This is a genomic window from Kitasatospora sp. NPDC048722 (genome assembly GCF_040650235.1).
Lineage (GTDB): Bacteria > Actinomycetota > Actinomycetes > Streptomycetales > Streptomycetaceae > Kitasatospora.
The window spans coordinates 1-15,448 of the sequence record NZ_JBEZGX010000079.1; the positions used below are offsets into that span (position 1 = coordinate 1).

General features: G+C 73.8%; 12 protein-coding genes and 1 pseudogene. 4 read left to right on the forward strand and 9 right to left on the reverse strand.

What is annotated here, in order from left to right; all coding sequences use genetic code 11:
• From AB0C76_RS36775 to AB0C76_RS36795, 5 genes and pseudogenes are all read right to left on the reverse strand, one after another.
• A pseudogene (locus tag AB0C76_RS36775) lies at nt 1–461 on the reverse strand (galactose-1-phosphate uridylyltransferase); the annotation flags it as partial.
• 129 nt (nt 462–590) lie between these two features.
• On the reverse strand, nt 591–1,631 hold the full coding sequence (locus AB0C76_RS36780; RefSeq protein WP_359974094.1) for an ABC transporter permease: 1,041 nt from the start codon (nt 1,629–1,631) through the stop codon (nt 591–593).
• The gene (locus AB0C76_RS36785) at nt 1,628–3,214 is read right to left on the reverse strand and encodes a sugar ABC transporter ATP-binding protein (RefSeq protein ID WP_359974096.1); all 1,587 of its coding nucleotides are present in this window, start codon (nt 3,212–3,214) and stop codon (nt 1,628–1,630) included. Before AB0C76_RS36785 ends, AB0C76_RS36780 begins: the two co-directional genes overlap by 4 nt.
• 56 nt (nt 3,215–3,270) lie before the next feature.
• Nucleotides 3,271–4,311 (reverse strand): substrate-binding domain-containing protein, encoded by a 1,041-nt coding sequence (locus tag AB0C76_RS36790; protein ID WP_359974098.1) that lies wholly within the window; start codon nt 4,309–4,311, stop codon nt 3,271–3,273.
• Nucleotides 4,312–4,562: 251 nt separating this feature from the next.
• Nucleotides 4,563–6,656 carry a hypothetical protein gene (locus AB0C76_RS36795; protein ID WP_359974100.1) on the reverse strand — a complete coding sequence of 698 codons (2,094 nt, stop codon included), beginning with the start codon at nt 6,654–6,656 and terminating at the stop codon, nt 4,563–4,565.
• 311 nt (nt 6,657–6,967) lie between these two features.
• Here AB0C76_RS36795 and AB0C76_RS36800 point away from each other — a divergent pair, with 311 nt between their 5' ends.
• On the forward strand, nt 6,968–7,978 hold the full coding sequence (locus tag AB0C76_RS36800) for a substrate-binding domain-containing protein (RefSeq protein ID WP_359974102.1): 1,011 nt from the start codon (nt 6,968–6,970) through the stop codon (nt 7,976–7,978).
• 105 nt (nt 7,979–8,083) lie between these two features.
• Entirely contained in the window at nt 8,084–8,611 is a 528-nt protein-coding gene (locus AB0C76_RS36805; RefSeq protein WP_359974104.1) for a hypothetical protein, read from the forward strand.
• Here the strand turns inward: AB0C76_RS36805 and AB0C76_RS36810 are convergent.
• Together AB0C76_RS36810 and AB0C76_RS36815 are read right to left on the reverse strand one after the other, a co-directional pair.
• Nucleotides 8,604–10,715, reverse strand: a complete 2,112-nt coding sequence (locus tag AB0C76_RS36810; protein WP_359974106.1) for a trehalose-6-phosphate synthase — start codon at nt 10,713–10,715, stop codon at nt 8,604–8,606. The genes AB0C76_RS36805 and AB0C76_RS36810 overlap by 8 nt on opposite strands.
• Before the next feature lie 45 nt (nt 10,716–10,760).
• Complete coding sequence (locus tag AB0C76_RS36815; protein ID WP_359974108.1) at nt 10,761–11,696, reverse strand: PfkB family carbohydrate kinase; 936 nt, start codon at nt 11,694–11,696, stop codon at nt 10,761–10,763.
• A 403-nt stretch (nt 11,697–12,099) separates the two neighbouring features.
• Here AB0C76_RS36815 and AB0C76_RS36820 point away from each other — a divergent pair, with 403 nt between their 5' ends.
• Nucleotides 12,100–12,717 carry a TetR-like C-terminal domain-containing protein gene (locus AB0C76_RS36820; protein ID WP_359974109.1) on the forward strand — a complete coding sequence of 206 codons (618 nt, stop codon included), beginning with the start codon at nt 12,100–12,102 and terminating at the stop codon, nt 12,715–12,717.
• A gap of 18 nt (nt 12,718–12,735) precedes the next feature.
• Here AB0C76_RS36820 and AB0C76_RS36825 read toward each other — a convergent pair whose 3' ends face one another.
• On the reverse strand, nt 12,736–13,524 hold the full coding sequence (locus AB0C76_RS36825; RefSeq protein ID WP_359974111.1) for an SPFH domain-containing protein: 789 nt from the start codon (nt 13,522–13,524) through the stop codon (nt 12,736–12,738).
• Nucleotides 13,525–14,110: 586 nt separating this feature from the next.
• Between AB0C76_RS36825 and AB0C76_RS36830 the strand changes: the two genes are divergently transcribed.
• Nucleotides 14,111–15,085 carry an alpha/beta fold hydrolase gene (locus AB0C76_RS36830; RefSeq protein ID WP_359974113.1) on the forward strand — a complete coding sequence of 325 codons (975 nt, stop codon included), beginning with the start codon at nt 14,111–14,113 and terminating at the stop codon, nt 15,083–15,085.
• Nucleotides 15,086–15,163: 78 nt separating this feature from the next.
• Here AB0C76_RS36830 and AB0C76_RS36835 read toward each other — a convergent pair whose 3' ends face one another.
• On the reverse strand, nt 15,164–15,439 hold the full coding sequence (locus AB0C76_RS36835; RefSeq protein ID WP_359974115.1) for a PASTA domain-containing protein: 276 nt from the start codon (nt 15,437–15,439) through the stop codon (nt 15,164–15,166).
• Nucleotides 15,440–15,448: the final 9 nt, after the last annotated feature.

The window sequence follows — 15,448 nt, forward strand, 5'->3', positions numbered from 1 at the left end:
CGGTCCGTCCACGCGTCCAGGACCAGACGCGCGCGGGCCTCGGAGAGGTCGGCGAAGGACGCGTCGTGGTCGGCCGTGAAGCACACCACCTCGCATCGGCCGGTGCCCGGTCCGGCCGCGCGCAGCGGGCGTTCGAGGTGAGGCGCGTCCGCGTCCGGGTGCAGTGACGGGAAGCGGTTCTCGAACACCACGACCTCGAAGTCCGGGGCCGGGATCTCGCTGAGCCGCGCGTCGGTGGAGGGGCAGAGCGGGCACTCGTCGGCGGGCGGGAGGTGGGTGCGGCTCTGGCGGTGGGCGGCGATGGTGACGCTGTCCCCGGTGGCGGGGTCGCGGCGGATCGCGGAGCGGACGGCGGTGGGTTCCGGCCGGCGCCGGTCGACGGTGTCGCGCACGGCGGACCCGTCGGTGTCGTAGTAGAGGATCTCGCGGCCGTCCGCGAGTTCGGCGGTGGTCTTCTTCATGGCTGGGTCTTCTCCATGGCTGGGCCTTCCGCGGCGGCGGTGCGCGGCCACGACCGGCGCCGCGCGTGGCGGAGGCCGCCTCCGGTGGGGGACGGAGGCGGCCTCCTGGGGGATCGGCTGGGGGACGGTTCAGGCGGGCAGGCCGACGGCCCGTTCGCGCCCGCGCCGCTGCTGGATCACCACGGCGACGACGAGCAGGAGCCCCTGGGCGACGTTCTGCCAGAAGGAGTTGATGCCCTGGACGGTGAGCCCGTTCTGCAGCGCGCCGAGCAGCGCGACGGCGAGGAGCGTCCCGGCGATGCCGCCCTTGCCGCCCTTGAGCGCGCAGCCGCCGAGCGCGGCCGCGGTGATGGCCTGGAGCTCCAGGCCCTCGCTGCCGGAGGTGGGCTGCCCCGAGCCGGTGCGGGCGGTCAGCAGGACGCCCGCGACGGCCGCGACCATGCCGGTGAGCGCGTACACCGAGAGCAGGTACTTGTTGAGGTCGATGCCGGCCAGCCGGGCGGCGGTGGGGTTGCCGCCGAGGGCGTAGATGTTGCGGCCGATGTCGGTGTAGGTGAGCAGGACGTGCACGGCGGCGGCGACCAGGATGAGGATCCACACCATGGTCGGCAGCCCGGCGATCTTGCCGCGGCTGAGGAAGACGAACAGCGGGTCGCCGAGGACGTAGCCCTGGGCACGGCCGTCCGAGATCAGCTGGGCGACGCCCTTGTACGCGGCGAGTCCGGCCAGGGTGGCGATGGTCGGGTTGACCCGGCCGTAGATGATCACGACGCCGTTGAGCAGCCCGACGGCGCCGCCCGCCAGCACGGCCGCGCCGATGCCGAGCGCGGCGCTGGAGCCGGTGGACGTGAACACCATCGCGCTGACCACGGAGGCGAGGCCGGCCTGGGAACCGACCGAGATGTCCAGGCCGCCGCAGATGATCACGACGGTCTGGACCACGGCGAGCAGGCCGGCGATGGTCACCGCCTCGGCGATCACCTGGATGTTCTGCCAGCCCAGGTAGTTGAGGTCGAGGAAGCCGAACAGCGCGAGCACGGCCGCCAGGGCCAGCAGCAGGATGAGGTTCTGGCCACCGACGGCGCCCAGCACGGCCCGGGCGCCGGTCGGCCGGGCGGGCCCGGCGGGGGCCTGCGGCCGCTGGTCGGCGGTGGTGGAGGGGGCGGTCATCGGGCGGCTCCGGTCGTGGGGTCGGTGGTGTCGGCGGGCGCGAGGTCCTCCGACATGGCCAGGGCGAGGATCGCCTCCTCGGAGGCCTCGGCGCGGCCGAGTTCGCCGGTGATCCGGCCGTTCTGCATGACCAGGATCCGGTCGGCCAGGCCGAGGACCTCGGGCAGTTCGGAGGAGATCACCAGGACGGCGACGCCGTCGCGGGCCAGGTCGGCGATGATCTGGTAGATCTCCGCCTTGGCGCCGATGTCGACCCCGCGGGTCGGCTCGTCGAGGATCAGCAGTTCGGGGCGGCGGGCCAGCCAGCGGGCGAGCACGACCTTCTGCTGGTTGCCGCCGGAGAGCGTGCGGACCTCGGCCTCGACCGAGGGCGCGCGGACCCGCAGCCGGTCCGCGTACTCCTGCGCCAGCTGCCTCTCGGCGCCGCGCCGCACGAACCGTCGCCGCCGCAGCCGGTCGAGGCTCACCAGCGAGGTGTTGTCGCGGATCGTCCGGTGCAGGAAGAGCGCCTGCGCCTTGCGCTCCTCGGGGGCGAGCCCGAGGCCCGCGCGGATCGCGTCCTTGGGGGAGCGCAGGCGCAGCGCGGTGCCGCCGAGGAGGACCTCGCCGGAGCGGATCGGTACGTCCCCGGCCAGGGCGAGGGCCAGTTCGGAGCGCCCGGCGCCGATGAGCCCGGCGAGGGCGACGACCTCCCCGGCCCGCACCCGGAGGCTGATGTCGTGGACGTCGTCGGTGCTGACGCCGCGCACGTCGAGCACCACGCGGTCGGTGGCGACGTCCTGGCGGACGAACAGGCCGGCCAGGTCGCGACCGACCATGAGCCGGACGAGCTCGCGCTCGTCCGTCCCGTCGGCGGGCAGGACGCCGGTCAGGGTGCCGTCGCGCAGGACGGCGATCCGGTCGGCGAGCCGGAAGATCTCCTTCATGCGGTGCGACACGTAGATCACCGCGATGCCGCGGTCGCGCAGCCGGCCGATCAGGGCGAACAGGGCCTCCACCTCGTGCTCGGAGAGCGAGGAGGTGGGCTCGTCGAAGGCGATCGCCCGGGGCGGCACGGCGCCGGTGAGCGCGCGCATGATCTCGACCAACTGGCGCTGGGCGGCCGTGAGTTCGGATCCGAGGAGGTCCGGGTCGAGGACCTGTTCGAAGCCGAGGTCGGCCAGGTCCGCGGTGATCCGACGGCGCAGCTCGGCCCGGTCGAGCCGGCGCCCGGCCCGGCGCGGGAGGCTGCCCGCGTAGACGTTCTCGGCGACGGACACGTGCGGGATGATCTCCGGCTCCTGCGGGATGATCCGGATGCCCGCGCGGCGCGCGTCGGTGGGGGAGGAGAGGTCGAGCGGGGCGCCGTCGAGCAGGACCCGCCCCTCGGTGGGGCGGTGGTCGCCGCTCAGGATGCGCAGCAGGGTCGACTTGCCGGCGCCGTTCTCGCCCATCAGGGCGGTGACCTTGCCGGGCGGGAAGCCGACGCTGACGCCGTGCAGCGCCCGGACGCTGCCGAAGGTCTTGCCGACGTTCTCGGCGACCAGGCCCTGGGCGGGCCGGGGGGACGGCCCGGAGCCGGGTGGGGACTCGGGTGAGGTCATGCGTGCCTCGCTGGAGGTGCTCGGGGGTCGCTTCGGGGTTCTGGAGGAGGTGGTGCTCAGCTGCAGGTCATGCCGGTGCTCTGCCAGGTCGAGGCGTCGACCATGGTGGTGGGGGCGAAGGCCTCGCCGGGGAAGTCCTTGCCGTTCTTGAGCTTGTCGACCATGGTCTGGACGGCCAGCGCGCCGACGTCCTTGCCGTTGATGAACAGGGCGGCCTTCATGCCGGACGGCTTGCCGCTGGTCCAGTCCTTGCAGGCGAGGTAGGCGCCGAGGCCGACGCCGTCGATGTCGTCGGGGCTGACCCCGGCGTTCTGCAGGGCGGTGACGGAGCCCTGGACGTTCTCGTCGTTGCAGCCCCAGACCACCCAGTGCTTGACGCCGGGGTTGGCGGTGAGGGTGGCGGCGGTCTTGTCCTGGGCACCGGTGGGGGTGTTGTCGGTGGCGACGTCGATGTTCTTGACGTCGGCCCCGCCGGCGGCGGCGAAGGCGGCCTTGGCGCCCTTGATCCGGTCGCCGCAGACGGTGACGTCCTGCTTCCAGGCGGAGATGATGCGGGTGTCGGCGGGGTTCCAGCCGGCCTTCTTGAACTCGGCGGCGGCCCGCTTGCCGACCTCGCCGCCCATCTGCTCGCCGGAGAAGCCGACCCGGGCGACGAGGTCGCCCTTTCCGCAGGAGGCGGGCGCGGGGCCGGTGGCGCAGATCTGGTCGTCGGAGGTGAGCAGGGCGACGCCGGCGTCCTTGGCGGTCTGCACGACCTGCGGGCCGACGGCCGGGTCCGGCACGACGACGATCAGACCGTTGCTCTTGCCGGCGATGGCCGACTGGACCTCGCTGACCGTCTTGTTCGCGTCGTTGCCGAGGTTCACGACCTTGAGGTCGACGCCGAGCTCGGCGGCCTTGGCCTTGGCGCCGGCCGCCTCGCCGACGAAGTACTCCTGGTCGCCCTGCTTCTGCAGGTAGGTCAGCGAGACCTTGCCGTCGACCTTGGCGACGGAGCCGGAGGACGACTCCTGGCCGGTCGAGCACCCGACGGCGCCCACGAGGGTCACACAGCCCAGGACGGCGGCGGACAGGACACGGCTGCGGCGAATGAACATGCGGAGGCTCCCGGTCAGGAGAGAAGGGTGGGGATGTGGGCACGGCGTTTGAGTCGCGGCTTGAATCAAACACAATCGATCAGAAGCAAACTTGATCAAACGCGCTCGGACAGGAAACTCCCCGTCCGGACTTTCGTCAAGGGTCTTCGATGCGCTCGCGTCAATTCGAGACGTTCCCGTTATCGCTGCGGTCTACCCGGTCCCCACCCGCCCGGCGGGCGGGTGGGGACCGGGGCGAAGCGGACGGCGGATCAGGACAGGGTCGTCCAGGCCTGCCCGGCCGCGGCCGGGTCGGGCTGGTCGGTGACGACGGCGGAGGCCGCCGCCGGGTTGGTGGCGTCGAGCGCGAGGCCGGTGGCCACGTTGGTGACGGTCAGTGCGCCGGTCGCGGTGTTCTGGAGCACCCGCCACTTCTGGTGGGCGTTGGTCGGGTCGTAGCCGTTGGTGACGTACGCGGCCGCGCCGGACGAGCCGGGGGCGGTGAGGGTGCCGTGCACCTGGGTGCCGGTGTAGCAGTTGTCGGTGATGCGCACGGTGCCGTCCGGATTGGCGGCGAAGTTCCACTGCTCCGAGGTGTGCGTGCTCCACCACGTGTTCACGTCGACGACCGCGCCGTCCGCGGCGCTGCACGTGCCCCGGACCTCCAGCACCTGGCCGCCGGTGCCGCCCGCGCCGATCGCGTGGTAGGCACCGTCGCCGATCACCGCCGCCGGGGTGGACGCGGCCTGCGGGGTGAGGCGGAACATCGCGACGCCGTGCGGGGCGACCCAGTTGCCGCCGACGGTGCCGCCGGAGGCCACGGTGCCGGTGGCGCCGGTCCACAGCTCCTTGTACGTGAAGCCGCCGGTGAGGCCGAGCGAGCCGAGCGTGCTGCCGATCGTCTGCCAGTTGTTCGGGTCCTGGTTGACCAGGAGGACGGCCGTGTCGCCGCCCGCCAGCTGCCGCTTGAGGACCACCGGGGCGGTGCCGTTCGCGGGCGGGGCGCCGACCAGCGTCGCCGGCTTGGCGAGCGCGTCCTGGTCGATCCGGATGACCTCGGCGTTCTTCATGAGCGCCAGGCTGGAGGCCGGTATGCCGGTGGACCAGCTCGCGCCGCCGTCGGTGTGCTGGGCGTCGGCGTAGTTGCGCAGGTCGGCGCCGGAGATGAGGGGCGAGGCCATCATCGACAGGACCGACAGCTCGGTGCGCGACTCGTCGTCGGTGAACGGCTTGTGGCACGCGCAGGTGTCGGTGACGCCCCACGAGCCGTAGACGTCCTGCCAGCCGGTGAACATCATGTCCATGTCGTTCCAGCTGCCCGGGCGGACGTTGCCCGGGTACTGCAGTGCGGTGCCCAGCTGCTGCCCGTAGAGCACGCCGCTCAGGTCGCTGCCGCGGTCGCCGCCGATCCGGCACAGGTTGGCGACCTGCCCGCACCACACGCCGGTCGGCGCGTAACCCGGGGACTGGTAGGCCGGGGTGCCGGCCGCCCGGATCACCGGGTCGGTGCGGGCCGGGTCGTCGGCACCCAGCAGGTACGGCACGCCGGTGTGGACCGGCTGGGCGGAGACGCTGAGGGTCACCCTCGGCCTGCCCTGCGCGGCGGAGGCGGCGTCGAGGGCGCGCTGGAAGGTCTGCACCCGGGCGTACATGGACTGGGTGAGTTCCTTGCCCTCGCCCTGGGTGTAGTAGTCGTGGCCGTCCGGGCCGACGATCTGCGGGCCGTACGGGCAGTCGTCGTACTTGACGTAGTCGACGCCCCAGGAGACGAAGTCGCTCGCGTCGGTGGCCTCGTGGCCGAGGCTGCCGGGGTGCATCTGGCAGGTCAGGTAGGTGTCCGTGCCGTACAGGCCGAACTTCATGCCCTTGCTGTGGGCGTACCAGGCCAGGTACTGGATGCCGTTGACGGTCTGCCCGTTGACGACCTGGGACGGGAAGGTGTCCGGGCGCGGGGTGAGGTGGCCGGAGGTCGGGTCGTTGCCGGTGCCGTCGATGCCGGCGACCGGGTTCCCGGCGGCGTCGTAGAGCTGCATCGAGCCGTAGGACGTCCGCACGATGTCGGTGCTCTGGCCGTCGCGGTGCCACAGCGACCAGCCGTCGTCGATGGTGACGGTGTCGTAGCCGGCCGCCACCAGGCCGTTGGCCGACATGAAGTCGATGGTCTGCTTGACCTGCTGCTCGGTCACGTTGGTGCCGAGCGAGTTCCAGGAGTTCCAGCCCATCGGCGGGGTGAGGGCGGTGCCGTTGTCGAGGGCGGCGGCGGGGGTCGCCGTGGTCAGCGCGAGGGCGCCGAGGCCCGGGGTCGCGAGGGCGAGCGACAGCAGGGCGCCGGCGAGTCGTCGGGACCTGCGCATGCGTGGGCGCATGGGTGCTCCAAGGGTGGGGGTGGGTGGGGGTCGCCAGAGCGAGCGCCTGTTGGAATTTGTTGATTCGTGTCGGAAGGCGACCGGTGGGGCTCAGATCCCAACAGGAGTAGGCGCAGGCTAGTGGCTCCACCCGGCCCGGCTCAAGAGGCAGGTTCCGCACGGTAACGAGCCGATATCAGCCGGAAGTTGGTCGGCCGTCAGGACTTGACGGGCGGGTGAACGTGGCGTTTCCTGTCACCGCTGCGTTCGATCACGTTCGTTTGTGAGTGTTTGAACGTTCAAATCACCAAGCCACCCACCTTGGAGCACCCATGCGCCTGCGCCTGTGCACGTCCGGCGTCGCCGCCTTCGCCCTCGCGCTGACGGGCTGTTCGGCGGACCGGCCCGACCCGGCGGCGCACGGCCCGCTGACCATCACCTTCCTGCAGAAGCAGGGCGACCAGGGCTACTTCGTCGACGAGGCGGCCGGCGCCAGGGCCAGGGCTGCCCAGCTCGGCGTCGAGCTGACCGTCGTCGACCTCGGCAACGACCGCGACCGCGCCCTCAAGGAGGCCGGGGCGGCCGTCGGCAAGAGGACGGGCGGCCTCATCGCCGTCGTGCCCGACCCGTCCGTCGGCCCCGACCTCGTCGCCCTCGCCCGCCGCACCGACGTCCCCCTGCTCTCCACCGACGACCAGCTCTGCGCCGACTACCCCGACCCCGGCGCGTGCTTCTCCAGCGGACTCGTCCCGCGCGTCGGCTTCAACGGCGCCGCCATGGGCGCGGCGGTCGGCGAGCGTGCGGCCATCGAGTACGGGAGGACGGGCTGGAAGCCCGCCGACACCTGGACGCTGTCCGTCGCGAACGACGACATCCCGGTCTGCCGCGACCGGGTGAACGCGGCGGCGCAGGCGTTCTCCGCCCACGCCGGCGCCGTCCTGAAGAACGCGAAGGTGTGGGCGGCCAACACCGTCGACGACGCCCGCAAGCGGACCGCCTACACCCTCTCCACCAGCCCCGGCGTCCGGCACTGGGTGGTGTGGGGCTGCAACGACGAGGACGTGGAAGGCGGCATCAAGGCCCTGGCCGAGGCGGGCTTCGGGCCGGACAACGTCGTCGGGATCGGCATCGGCGCCTACCTGGCCTGCAAGGACTGGCAGGCCGGCAGACCGGCGGCGATGCGGGCCGCGCTGCTCATCAAGGGCGCCGAGGTCGGCGCGATCGCCGTCCAGCAGATGGCCGACCGGCTGCGCGAACACAAGGAACTCCCGCACGAGACGATCGTCCCGACGGCCATGGTCGACCCCGCGAACTGGCAGGCGTCCGGCGCGGCCTGCACCTGAGCGCGACCCGGCCCGCCGACGGCGCCGCCGAACGGCGCTGTAGGCTGCACCCCGCCCTGTTCGGGCCCGGATACACCCCATGGCAGATTCAGGAGTCGATCGCGCATGTCCGCCCCCGCTCAGCGCCGCAAGGTCCACCTGTCGCAACAGCGCGTGGCCGACAGCCCGTTCGGGCCCCTCCAGATCAGCCACGACCGCTGGCCCTCCGTCATCGTCCGGCTGACCGGCGCGGGCATACCCACCGTCACGGCGGTGCCGGACCGCGAGCACGGCGCCCTGTCGATCAACGGCCACCACGTGCCCACGGTGCGGGGCAGCCGCGGCTGGGACCCGCGCCGCACGGCGCGCACCCGCACCGCCCTCGTCGGGGCCCGCGGCTACGAGCTGCGGCCGACCGGCCTGTGCCGGGCCGAGCTGCGCCGCGACGGGGCGGTCATCGGCCTGGCGCGGGGCAGCCTGGGCTCGTACTCCCCGTTCCGCTCGATCCCGGGCATCGACGCCGCGATCGCGTGGTCGCCGGGCGTCGACCCGACCGACGTCGCGGTCGGCCAGGCCCTGGTGGTCGCCTTCGGCGCCGGTGCGCCGGGCGCGTTCCAGCGGTGCTTCATGTTCTGGCTCGACTGGGTCAACTGACACCCGTGGGGGCCGGGAGGGCCTCCGGAGCGGAGTCCCGGATCGCCCGCACGATCCGCGCCGCCCAGTCCGCGGGCCGTTCGCGGCCGAGGAGTCCGGAGAGCCGGTCCATGCGGGCCCGGCGTTCGGCGGCGGAGAGGGTGAGGGCCCGGGCCAGGACGGTGCTCAGGTCCTCCGACGAGTGCGGGTCGGTCAGGAGGGCAGCGTCACCGAGCTCGGCGGCGGCCCCCGCGTGCCTGGAGAGCACCAGTACGCCCGGGGTGCGCGCGGGCAGCGCGGCCTGGGCGGCGACGAACTCCTTGGCCGTCAGGTTCATCCCGTCCTGGAGCGACGTCACCCACAGCACGTCGGCCGCGAGGTACTCGTCGACGACCGCGGCGGCGGACAGGCTGCCCGGAAGGTAGTCGATCGGCCGCCAACGGCCCCGCTCCCAGCGGTCGTTGACCTCGGCGACGCTCTGCTCCAGCTGCCGGCGGGTGGTGTCGTAGGCGGTGATGCCGGGCTCGGGCGGCGGGCAGACGAGCCGGAAGACGAGCCGCCCGCGAAGCTCCGGCCGGCGCTCCAGCAGACGGTCCAGGGCGTCGATCTTCTGGACCGGCGCCTTGGCGTAGTCGAGGCGCTCGACCGAGAGCACCACCCGTTCGCCGGCCGGGCGCGGCCTCGGCCTGCGCAGCCGGGCGAGCCGTTCGACGGCGGCCCGGTCGACGCCCAGTGGGTGCACCTCGGTGCGCGGGGCGCGCTGCCCCAGTGCCCGCCGGAACCGCTCGGCGAACGCGTCGGTGTGGAAGCCGGCCCAGTCGAGGCAGGAGAGGGAGGCGCGCAGCTCGGCCGCGACGGGCAGGGTCGCGAAGACCTCGGGAGCCGGGAACGGGGTGTGGTGGAAGAGCCCGGTCCTGAGGTCGGGCCGGGTGCCGCGCAGCAGTCCGGGGACGAGCCACAGGTTGTAGTCGTGGAGCCAGACGGTGGCGCCGGGCGCGGCCTCGGCGGTGATGTGCTCGGCGAAGCGCGCGTTGACCGCCCGGTAGGCGGCCCAGGCCTGCCGGTCGAGGACGGACCGCGCGGGCTCGGACATCAGCACCGGCCACAGCGTCTCCTTGCACGCCCGGTGGAAGTAGCCGGCCCACTGCTCCGCGCTGAGCGGCACGAGGGACAGCGGCAGCCCGGTGGGGTGCGGGCGGGCGGCCTCGCGGTCGGCGCCGGCCAGTGCGGTGACCCACACGCCAGGCAGGCCGTCGGCGAACGCGCTGGTCAGGGTGGGGAGTATGCCGTTGGGGCTGCTGGGCGGCTGCCACTTGGTGCCGGTCCAGTGCATCGGCGGCCGGTGGTAGGCCACCACCACGGAGTGCCGGCGGCGGGGCCGGTCCGGATCGGGGTCGACCCAGCCGAGGTCCTGGAGCACCGCGTGGATCCCGGCGGCGCCGGTCTGCCGGGGGCGGCGGACCAGCGGGTCCCCCGCGACGGCGTCGAGCAGGGCCGTCTCGGCGCCGCCGACGACCACGCCGTGCGCGCCGGTCCTGAACAGCGACAGGTCGTTGAGCGAGTCGCCGGCGACGAGGATCTGCTGCGGCGTCCAGCCCAGCTTCCCGGCCAGGGCCCGCAGGGCGTTGCCCTTGGACGCCCCCGCCGGCAGGACGTCGAAGTAGCGGCCCGCCGAGTACTCCCAGCCGCAGCCGAGCGCCCGGACGGCGTCGGTGACCTCACGGGTGAGCCGCCCCGGCGCCACGTGGTAGGAGCAGCGGCCCTCCTGGACGACGCCGAACTGGTAGACGAGGGCGGGGAAGCGGCGCAGCGCGGCGCGAATGCGGGCCGGTCCCGGCCAGCCGGCGCGCAGCTGTTCCAGGAGCGGGTCGACGGGGGAGAAGTCCGTCCCGTCGGCGATGGTGGCGCCGACGTCGGCGATGATCCAGCGCGGGCGCGGGACGAGCGGGTCGCGCAGCACGTCGCGGACGGAGGACAGGCCGCGACCGGTGGCGAAGACGAGGGTCACCTCGGGGTGGCGGGCCAGGGCGTCGCGCAGACGACGGCGTTCCTCCCGGGTGCCGCCGAGTAAGGTGCCGTCCAGATCGGTGACCAGAACCCTTGTGACGGGTGACATCCGTGCCATCCGCCGGACGCTAGCACGATCACTCAGCGGTGTGAAGTGTTCACCTCAGGTGTGCGGGCCGGCGGCGAGCGGCAGCCTGGCGGCGAGTTCGTCGGCGTGCAGGGCCGTGTCCGAGCCGGGGCCGGTGGTCGCCGCCGCCCCGCAGACCACCGCCGCCGCGAGGCAGTCCGGCAGGCTCAGGCCGTCCAGCAGGCCGTGGACGAGGCCCGCGTTGAAGCAGTCCCCGGCGCCCGTGGTGTCGACCGGCCGCACCGGGACGGCCGGGACGTCGTGGCGCTCGCCGCCGCGCACGGCGGTGGCGCCGTCCGCGCCGCGCTTGACCACCAGGGTCGGCACCAGGCCGGCGAGTTCGGCGATCGCGTCCTCCGGGTCGGCGGCGCCGGTCAGGCGCAGCGCCTCGGCGGTGTTCGGGGTGAGGACGTCGACCAGCGGGAGGATGCGGCGGACCGCCGGGTCGTCGAGCGTCGCGGGGGAGTCGTGGCAGTCCATGACCACCTGCGTGCCGAGCCGCCGGGCGCCCCCGGCGGCCGCCACCATGTCGTCGTCCCAGCGCAGTTGGGGCACCATCAGGACACGCGGACGGTACCGGCGCAGCAGCGGGACGAGGGGCGCGGGTTCGACCGGGTCCTGGAAGCTGACCATCGCGCGGTCGCCGGGGTAGGCCATCGCGACGGTCACGCTCCGGACGGGGACGGGGTGGTGACGGAACGCGGAGGTGTCCAGTCCCTCCCGGCGGGCGCTGGCCAGCACCTGGGCGCTGAAGGCGTCCGTGCCGAAGTCCGCACTCCAGACCACGTCGCGCCCGAGCCGCCGCAGCGCCATCGCGGGCGTGTACGCGCCCCCTGGCACCCACGCGAAGCCGTCGGCGAACACCTCGCCGCCGGGCTCGACCGGCCGGGGCAGCCCGTGGAACACCAGGTCCGCGAAGTACGCGCCCACCACCAGTACTTCGCACGGCTGTAAGGTCCCGTTCGACTCCATCGGGCGAGCATAGGCGTCGACACCGCGCGGGGAGGCGCGAACGCGTCAAGGCGGGGCCGGGGCCCGTCGGCAGACTCCCGCCCGCCGCGCGACGCTCCCCGGGTCTGACGGCCGGGAGGTACCCAGGGCACGCACCTCGCCGCGTTGCCGTCAGTCGCCCGATGGTCCCCGGCCGAAGGCCGGGGGCGTGCCCCCAGCGCATCGCCGCCCTCCTCGGCCGTGCGATACACGCACCCCGACTCCGCGCACCCCGACTCCGCGCGCCCCGACGTCGCGCACCCCGACACCGCCCGGCCCGCCTTCGGGCGGACGGCGGGAGTTCGCCGACGGGACCAGTAGGAGAGAACGGGTTCGTTCACTAACATCGGAGGTAGATCCGGGACAGCGGAGAGGTGGTGCCGGAATGTCCGCCGAACCCGAGGCCACGCGCGGAGCGGCCGAGGCCGTGCCGGTGCGCCGGCGCGGTGAGGTGCTGGAGAGCGCGATCTTCGGGGCCACGTTCCGGCAGCTCGTCGCGGACGGCTACGCGCGGCTCACCATGGAGGGCGTCGCGGCGGCGGCGCAGACCGGGAAGGCGGCGCTCTACCGCCGCTGGTCGTCCAAGGAGGAGCTGGTCATGGACGCCCTGCGCGCCTGCCTGCCCCCGGCCGGGCCGGCCCCGGACACCGGCAGCCTGCGCGGGGACCTCGTCGAGGTGGTCACCCGGCTGCGGGCGGCGATGTTCAGCGAGCCGGGCGCGGCCGTCCGTGCCGTCATGAGCGAGCTCGACCACGAGCGGGCGCACGCCCTCCTGGAGATCGTGCTGGTGCGCGTGGTCGAGCCCACCACCCGGCTGATCGCCGAGGTCCTCTCCCGGGGCGCCGCCCGCGGCGAGGTCCGGCCGGCGGCGGTGACACCGCTGGTCATCGACGTCGTCCCGGCGCTGATGCTCTACCGGTTCAAGATGTGCGGCGGCGCGCCCGTCCGGCTCGACCCGGAGGCCATCGTGGACGAGGTCCTGCTGCCGATGGTCCGCTCGTGAGGGCGGCGGCCGCCGCCCTCAGGCGTCGTCCGCGGGGGAGCCGGGCACGGCCGCGTAGGCCTTGTCGGCGGCGGCCTCGAAGAAGCGCAGCAGCTCGACCGGGAACGGCAGGACGAGCGTGGAGTTCTTCTCGGCGGCCACCTCGACCACCGTCTGGAGGAGGCGCAGCTGCATCGCCGCCGGGGTCTCGGCCATCGTCGTCGCGGCCTCCGCGAGCTTTGCGGCGGCCTGGAACTCGCCGTCGGCGGTGATGATGCGGGCGCGGCGCTCGCGGTCGGCCTCGGCCTGGCGGGCCATCGAGCGCTTCATGGTCTCGGGGAGGGTGACGTCCTTGATCTCCACCCGGTCGATGTGCACGCCCCAGCCGGTGGCCGGGCTCTCCAGCATGATCTCCAGGCCGCGGTGGAGCTGCTCGCGGCCGGAGAGCAGGTCGTCGAGCTCGCTCTTGCCGATGATCGAGCGCAGCGAGGTCTGGGCGACCTGGAGCATGGCGAAGCTGTAGTTCTGGACGTCGACGGTGGCCTTGATCGGCTCGATGACCCGGAAGTACAGGACGGCGTCGACGCTGACCGAGACGTTGTCCTTGGTGATGCCCTCCTGGGCGGGCACCGGCATGGTGACGACCTGGACGTTGACCTTGCGCATGCGGTCGACGACCGGGATCAGCAGCGTGAGTCCGGGCTGGCGGGCCCGGGCGCGCACGCGGCCGAGCCGGAAGACGACCCCGCGTTCGTACTGCTGGACCACGCGGACGCCGGTGACGAGCCAGAACAGGGCCAGGACCAGGATGAGTACGACAATCGCCACGGTGCTGCGACCTCCCCCGCCGCGGCGCAGCCCGCGCCGGGACCGGAGTGGCCCTGTCGCACGGGTGCGAGCCGCGGAGCACAGTATGCGCCCGGGCTGTGACGTCCGACAGGGAGCGGAAGGGGCCTTGACGAATCGTTACGCTCCGGATGCCGTCGGATCCGGGGAACGGCCGTGCCCTGCCGGGGCGTTGAGCCCGACAGGGGCGGCCCCGGACCCGGCTGTGTGCGGTTCGGCGGTGGCCGCAGCTCCCGGTGGGCGCGAGCGGGCGGTGCCGGAAGCTGCCGCCGGGCGCGAGCAACAGCGCCGTGCGCCCTTCGGCGAGGGCTTCCGCCACCCTGGCGGATTCAGCCAGGATGAACCTCAGGACATAGTTGATCCATACCAGTTGACAGTGCGGCAGCGGTTAGCGAATGCTGGTGCCCGGCGCCGGACGCGACCGAGCCACCCGCGCCTCGTTGCGCGCCGGTCGCCGCCACCGGACCCCGGGTGCGCCCCGTCCTGCCGTACCCCCGTCGGCGGGGTCGGGGCGCCCCCGGGCCGGTATCACCTCCGCTCCGCCAGCACCGGGAAAGGGACCTCCGCCATGGCCCGTCTGCCGCACCGCTTCCGGCCTGCCGCCTCCTCGTCCCCCGTGCTGGGCCGCTCCGCGGCCCTGGCCGCCGCCGTCCTCGCCGGGGTCGTGGTGGGCGGGGCCGTCGAGGCCGTGCGGCGGCGCCGCGCCGCGCCGGCGGACCCCGGCGACGAGCGGACGGTGACCACCACGGCGGGCAACGTGCTGGCGTACCGCGTGCACCAGCTGCCGGACGACGCCCAGGCCGACCCGTTGGCACCGGTCGTCGTCTTCGACGGCGCGCTCGGTGACGGGGCCGGCCACGCCGAGTGGCTGCTGCGCGAACTCGCCGCCACCGGACCGGTCGTGACGTACCACCGCGCCGGCTACGGGCGCAGCAGTTACACCGGCGGCCGACACTTCGACATCGATGCGGCCGCCTCCGACCTCGCCGACCTCGTCCGGCACGTCGCCGGCGAGCGGCCCGTCGTGCTCGTCGGCCACTCCCTCGGCGGCTACCTCGCCGCGACCGCCGCCCGACGCCTGCCCGGCCACGTGCTCGCCCTCGGGCTCGTCGACCCCTCCCACCCGGGGGAGCCGCTGAGCCGCGTCGACACCGGACCAGCGAGCGCGTCCCCGGACGGCGTCGTCCTGCGCCTCGACGCCGACGCCCGCACCTGCGCGGCCGTCCGGCGCGAGTGGCGCGGCGCCCGCGCCCGCTTCCTGCGGCACGAGGGCCGGCTGCCCCGCGCCGACGTGCCCACGATCGTCATCACCGGCAAGCGCTCCGGGGACCTGCGCGACCGGCTGCGCCTCCAGCGCGAGTACTGCGAGGCCGCCCCGACCGCCGTCCACCGCGAACTCGACGCCCCGCGCGAGCAGTTGGTGACCCACTGGGCCGTGGCGCAGCACGTCGGCCAGCTGTTGGGCGAGTTCGTCGACTCGCTGGCCGCGGGTTGGGCGGTCACCGTTCCCGTCCTGCCGGGCGCCACGCGCGGACGCGCCTGAGCGTCTGCGCGCCCAGGACTCCCCCTTCCTCCCGGTGGCACCCCCCGAGAGGGGAAGGGGGATTCGCACGGGCTGCCGCTAGCGCGGGCGCTGTGGGCCGTTCTCGTCGTGCACTTCCGCGAACTCGACCACCATCGAGCCCTGGCGGCGCATCTTCGCACCGGGGGCGGGGTGCTGGCCGGTGACGACCCAGACACCGGGCCAGGTCAGCGCGCTGACGGGCGGGCCGTCCGGATCGTCGCTCGCGAGGGTGAGACCCGCCTCCCAAGCGACCTTGCGCGCCTGGGGCACGAGCAGCCCGACCACGTCGGGCACCGTCACCTCGGGGGCCGTGCTGGGTCCGATCCACGTCATCTCACCCTC